Raw genomic sequence first — 6,102 nt, 5'->3', positions numbered from 1 at the left:
ACCAATACGCCAACGGCGCCCACGGCTACCGCGATGGCAATCCAGGGCCCTACGCCAATGCTCTCCATAAATCAGCCGCCTCTTGCGTTGTTTGAAAGGACACGTCTACTGCTTCGAAGCCACGCCATGATGAAGACAGGTCGCGCGGCGGGTTGGTTCATTACCCAATCCCAGTTCAGCACCTAACCATAGTTCAGCCCCGCTCGGCCAGTGGCTCGCGACTCGCCGGCCCCCGTTTCGGTTGACACTCACTGTCGCTCCAAGGCGGCCTGAAGCCGGTCGTGACGTTTTACGCTTTCCTTTCGCTCGTAGCTCGTAGCTCGTAGCTCGTAGCTCGTAGCTCGGATCAGTGAAAATCCCGGCTGCGTGTACTCAGCCCCTCAAGCAGGCCGGTAAGGTCGACCAGACGTTTGGCGATGATATGACGCACGCCCTCCTGGCTCTCCAGCCTGCCGGTCACCCGCAGCAGTCCGGATTCGAGCAGGATACGGCGATAGCGCACGGCCAGCCGCGGCCAGACCACGACATTGACCATGCCGAATTCGTCCTCGAGGGTGAGAAAAGTCACTCCCTTGGCGGAACCGGGACGCTGCCGCCCGACCACCAGCCCGGCGATCGCCACGCCGATGTTGCTCGGTAGCTCGGCGAGGCGTTTCGAATCCACCACGCCACCCAGACCGCGGGAACCCTCCGAGCGGCAGCGCTGGCGCAGCAGCGACATCGGATGCGGCCCCAGCGTGGTGCCGAGCGCGGCGTAGTCCGCCTTGATCGCTTCGCCGACCTCGATGGCCGGTAGCGCGAGCGTCTCCTCTTCGCTATCGACCTCGGCACCATCTTGGAAGAACAGTGGCAGCGAAGCCTCGATCCCGGCCGTGGCCCAGCGCGCCCGATGACGATCTCCGGCCAACCCTTCCAGTGCGCCGGCGTCGGCGAGCCGCGAGAGCACCGCCCGCCTGACCCCGGATCGCGCCGCCAGGCGTTCGACGCTATCGCAGCCGGGCGTGTCGCGCGCCGCCAGCAGCCGTTGGCCGTCGCTCCCGGCCAGACCCTTGATCATGTGCAGCCCGAGCCGGATCGCCAACCTGCCGGTGCTGGTAGGGGCAACCTCCAGCGTGCTCTCCCACTGGCTGACTCGGATATCGACCGGGCGCACTTCGACGCCGTGGCGGCGGGCGTCCTGCAGCACCTGGTCCGGCGAATAGAAGCCCATCGGCCAGCTGTTGATCAGGGCGCAGGCGAAGATCGCCGGCTCGTGACACTTGAACCAGCAGCTGGCGTAGGTGAGCAGGGCGAAGCTGGCGGCGTGGGATTCGGGAAAGCCGTAGCTGCCGAAGCCCTTGATCTGCTCGAAGATGCGCTCGGCGAAGCTCAGCTCGTAGCCGCGCTCGAGCATGCCCTCGACGATCCGCTGGCGATGGGGCTCGAGCCCGCCGTGGCGCTTCCACGCCGCCATCGACCGGCGCAGCTGATCGGCCTCGCCGGGGCTGTAACCCGCCGCTTCCACCGCCAGTGCCATCACCTGTTCCTGGAACAGCGGTACGCCCAGGGTGCGTTCGAAGGCGTCCTTGAATGCCTGTGACGGATAGGTGATCGGCTCCTCGCCGTTACGCCGCCTGAGGTAGGGGTGGACCATGTCGCCCTGGATCGGCCCGGGGCGCACGATCGCCACTTCGATCACCAGGTCGTAGAACTTGGCCGGCCTGAGCCGCGGCAGCATCGCCATCTGCGCGCGGGATTCGATCTGGAACACGCCGATGGTGTCGGCGCGCTGGATCATGGCGTAGGTCTCGCCGCACTCCTTGGGAATCGTCGCCAGCTCGTAGTCGAGTCCGCGATGCCGGCGCAGCAGGTCCAGGCTTCGCCGCAGCACCGTCAGCATGCCCAGCGACAGCACGTCGACCTTGAGCAGACCGACCAGGTCGAGATCGTCCTTGTCCCACTGGATCACGGTGCGCTCCGGCATGGCGGCGTTTTCCACCGGCACCAGCGTCTGCAGCGGCGCATCCGAAATCACGAAGCCCCCCGGATGCTGGGAGAGATGGCGCGGAAAGCCGATGAGCGTGCCGGCCAGCACCAGCAGCCGTTGCAGCGCCGGCTCGTCGGGCTCGAAGCCCTGCTCGCGCAGCCGCGTCTCGTCGGGTATGTGATCGGTCCAGCGCCCGGCACAGCGGGCCAGCCGATCGATCCGCTCCGGTGCGAAACCCAGCGCCCGGCCGATATCCCGTATCGCCCCGGCGGCATGGTAGTGGCTGACCACGGCGGTCAGCGCCGCCCGGTGCCGCCCGTAGCGGCGGAAAACGTACTGGATCACCTCTTCGCGGCGCTCGTGTTCGAAATCGACATCGATATCCGGCGGTTCGTCGCGCTCGCGGGAGATGAAGCGCTCGAACAGCAGCGCCGTGTGCGACGGATCGATCTCGGTGATCCCCAGCGCGTAGCAGACCGCCGAGTTGGCCGCCGAGCCGCGCCCCTGGCACAGAATCTGCTGCCGCCGCGCGAAGTCGACGATGTCGTGCACGGTGAGGAAATAGTGCTCGTAGCCTAGCTCCTCGATCAGCGTGAGCTCGTAGTCGATCTGCCGGGCGACCTTCTCCGGCGCGCCATCCGGCCATCGTCGTTGGCAGCCTTGAGCCGTCAGCTCGCGCAGCCATTCGGCCGGCGTCTTGCCGTCAGGCACCACCTCGTGAGGATAGGTGTAGCAAAGCTCGCCGAGATCGAACCGGCAGCGCGCCGCCAAGGCCACGCTCTCGGCCATCAGCCCGGCGGGATAGATCGCGGACAGCGCGTCGCGGCTGCGCAGATGGCGCTCGCCATTGGCAAACAGGATATCGCCCGCCTCGAACACGCTGTGGTGATGGCGAATGGCGGTCAGGCAGTCCTGCAGTGCCCGCCGGCCCCGCGCGTGCATGTGGACGTCCCCCGTCGCCACTGCCGGAATGTCCAACGACGCGGCCAGAGCCTGCAGTCGGGCCAGGCGCGCCGCGTTGTCGCAGCCCTGCTCGAAGCCGTAGTGCAGCTCCACCGCCAGCCACAGCCGGTGGGGAAAGAGGCGGGCCAGCCGCTCGCCCACCTTATGATCGCCCACCTCGCGATCCGGCACGGCACCGGGGATCCACAGCGCGAACAGGCCGTCACCGCCATCGAGTTCGTCGAGATCCGTTGCGAGCAGCCGATATTCGCCCTTGGGCGCGCGGCCGCGAACGCGGGTGATCAAGCCACATAGCGCCTCGTAGCCACGCCGGTTCTCCACCAGCAGCACCAGCTTGATGCCGCATTCGGTACGAAACTCCGCGCCGACGATCAGGTCGATGCCGTACTCACGCGCCGCCTGCCAGCCGCGCACGATGCCGGCCAGCGTGGCTTCGTCGGTGATCGCCAGGGCACGATAGCCGTGCCGGGCCGCGCGCTCGAACAGTTCATCCGCGGTGGAGGCACCGCGCTGGAAGCTGAACGCGGAGAGGCAGTGCAGCTCGGCGTAGGGGTCTTTAAAGGCGCCCGCACCCGCGCCTATTTTACAGGCGCCCGCACCCGCGCCTATTGGCTCTCGGGCCCCCGAATCCGCGTCGATCCTACAGGCGTCCGAAGCGGCAGCGTCGGGCCGCGATGAAAAGCCATCGCTCATCCGAACCACCCGTGCAGATACCAACCCTGTCGCCCCGGCTCGCACCAGACCCAGGCGTGGCGACCATCGACCCACTGGGCCAGGTAGTAGTCGCGCCGGATGTCGCCACCATCCCACCAACCGCTCTCGATGCGCTCCGGCCCTGCCAGCAGTTGCACTACGTCGCCGTCGCAGCGCTGCGGCGCAGGGACGAGCCAGCCGGGACGCGACGGGCCGGCGCTGGCATCGCGCGCCCGTGGCCCGGCACCGTTCAGCACCGCCATCTCCGGGCGATGCTCGCGATGTTCGACCAGCGGCCTGAGCGCCGATTCTCCCAGCCGGGCCACCAGACGCTGGTGCAGTGCCGCCCAGGCCTGGGCCTGGCGCGCCGGCCCCTCCAGCAACTCCCGTCGTGTCGGCGCATAGTCGGAGAGCCGAGGCGCGAAGAGCGTCAGCGAGAGCACGGGGCCTTCGAGACGCACGCGCTCCAGGTGGGCACGGGTCAGCTCGAGCAACGTGTCAGGGTCGCGCTGTACCGCCAGCAGCCCGATCCCGACTTGCTGCACGCTACCCCCCTCCAGGCCGAACTGCAGGTGGAACCGCTCGACACCGGCATCCTGGCCGACCAGGAACACGCTCAGTTCCTGCAACAGGCGCTTTAGCGGAAAGGCCAGGCCGGCAATGGCATGCACCGGCTGATCGAATTCGAAGGTGCGGGAAAACCGCGGCGTCGGGCGGTGGTAATCCAGCGCCAGCGGCCACTCTCCACGCAGTTCGCCCAGGTGGCGCATCAGGCCGCCACCGAAACGTCGGGCCAGGGCGCTGCGCGGCAGGGCGAACAGCTCGCCCAGGCGCTGGAAACCGCTGCGATTCAGGGTCTGCAGGATGTCACGGTCGGAATCGATGCCCGCCAACCCCGCCCGATCGAGACGCAGCGTTGCCAACGCCGACTCCAGCCCGTTCTCGTCCACCGCCAGCCCGTCATGAACGTTGACCAGTACCCGCGCTGCCGCCGGGTTGGGGGCGATTACCAGTCGATGCGAAAAACCGAGCTCGCCGAGTTCCCCGCGCAGACGCGCCTCCAGCCGTGGCCAGGGGCCCAGCAGATCGAGACTGCTGGCGACCTCGAACACCAGCGCATGCGGGTAGTGAAGGCTGACCTGGGCGCTGAAACCGTAGGCCCAGGCGGCCAGACGCCGACGCCAGCGCTCGACGGACTCGGCATCGAACGGCGCCGTCTCGAGCCGCTGACTCGAACCGGATCGAGACCCCCTATCTGGCGCGGAGTTGGGCGCCTTGGAAAGCGGCGCGGCGTCGGGCGCCTTAAAAAGCGGCGCGTTACACAGCGCTTCGGCGAAGCCCAGCGCCTGCCCGGGCCTGACACCCCGCTCCCGGGCGGCGCGATTGGCGGCGCGGATGCACTGGCGCTGCACCGGCCCGTCGATCAGCGCGAACGGGGCCTCGGGGTCGGGGCGGCTGCGTAATTCGCCCTCCAGCGCCAGACGCGGAAACAGCAGGCAGACCCAGCGCATGGCGTCACGCCCCGCCGCCGAAGGCGATCCGTCGCGAGGGCGCAAGGCCGCCGCGACACTTGAGGACCTCCAGCTCGGCATGCCGGTGCAGCCGCAGCCGCAGCGGCGCCGGCGATGCCTCGGCCACTTTCGCCAGCGGCCGATGCACGAAGGCCAGCGTATCTCCGCTTGCCGCCGCCACCTGCAACCGGCGCATGAGACGGCCATCGGCCTGCGCCAGCCAGGCCACGACCGCCCCACAACAGCCGGCGCGCAGGCACTGCTCCGTCGCCCAGAGCGCCTCGCGCCCCTGCACGTCGAGCCAGTGACACTGCTCCAGCACCACTCCCGCCCGCCGCCACGCCGCCGGGTACGGCGCCCCCGGCGGCGAGACCAGCACTATCGGCCGGCCTTGCCGTGTCAGGCGCGAGAGCACCGGCCACAGCAGGGCCAGCTCCCCGTTGCCGGCGCCGCTCGACAGCAGCTCGCTGATCGCGGCCGGTGGCCAGCCACCGCCCGGCAGGAGCGCATCGAGTTCGGCGTGGCCGCTGGCAATCGCCCCGCCACGATCGCTATCGACACCGGTCTGGGCACGCCAGACCTGGCGGCTGGCTAACAGCGACTCCAGACCGCTCATCGCCACGCTCTCCCGTAGGATCGCGAAGCCGATATTCCGAAGTGATGGCAAGCATGACGAAGCGACATGGCGACGACCGGACGTAAAGAATCGATACCGTCAGTGTCGCTCACAACCTCGATTACTGTCTATATATACAGTATTCGGAAGCCCAAAAAACCGCGCTCGACAGCGTGGTCGGCGTGGCCAAGAACCGCGGGCCGCGGTCATCGCAGAACATGGAAGGGGGGCAGAAAATCAGGAAACGCTGTTGGAGACTCTCAGCGAACCGAGGCTGCGCTTGATCGCCTTGAGCTGATCGGTGATCTGCGGCCCGCGGTTCTTGGCCACGCCGACGGCGAGCGCGTCGATGG

At 68.1% G+C, this 6,102-nt stretch carries 3 protein-coding genes and 1 pseudogene; all 4 read right to left on the bottom strand.

All coding sequences use genetic code 11. The features are described 5' to 3' along the window. Positions 1-346: 346 nt before the first annotated feature. Positions 347-3,622 (bottom strand): error-prone DNA polymerase, encoded by a 3,276-nt coding sequence (locus AC3AYF_RS01615; RefSeq protein WP_295035390.1) that lies wholly within the window; start codon positions 3,620-3,622, stop codon positions 347-349. Beyond that, the gene (locus AC3AYF_RS01610; RefSeq protein ID WP_487779329.1) at positions 3,619-5,133 is read right to left on the bottom strand and encodes a Y-family DNA polymerase; all 1,515 of its coding nucleotides are present in this window, start codon (positions 5,131-5,133) and stop codon (positions 3,619-3,621) included. Before AC3AYF_RS01610 ends, AC3AYF_RS01615 begins: the two co-directional genes overlap by 4 nt. Before the next feature lie 4 nt (positions 5,134-5,137). After that, positions 5,138-5,749, bottom strand: a complete 612-nt coding sequence (gene imuA / locus AC3AYF_RS01605) for a translesion DNA synthesis-associated protein ImuA (RefSeq protein WP_295035394.1) — start codon at positions 5,747-5,749, stop codon at positions 5,138-5,140. Positions 5,750-5,986: 237 nt separating this feature from the next. Continuing rightward, positions 5,987-6,102: pseudogene (locus AC3AYF_RS01600) on the bottom strand (transcriptional regulator); the annotation flags it as partial.

The sequence above is a fragment of the Salinicola sp. genome, assembly GCF_982684285.1.
The sequence above is the reverse complement of the archived record's forward strand: the minus strand, read 5'-3'. Positions and strand labels throughout refer to the sequence as shown.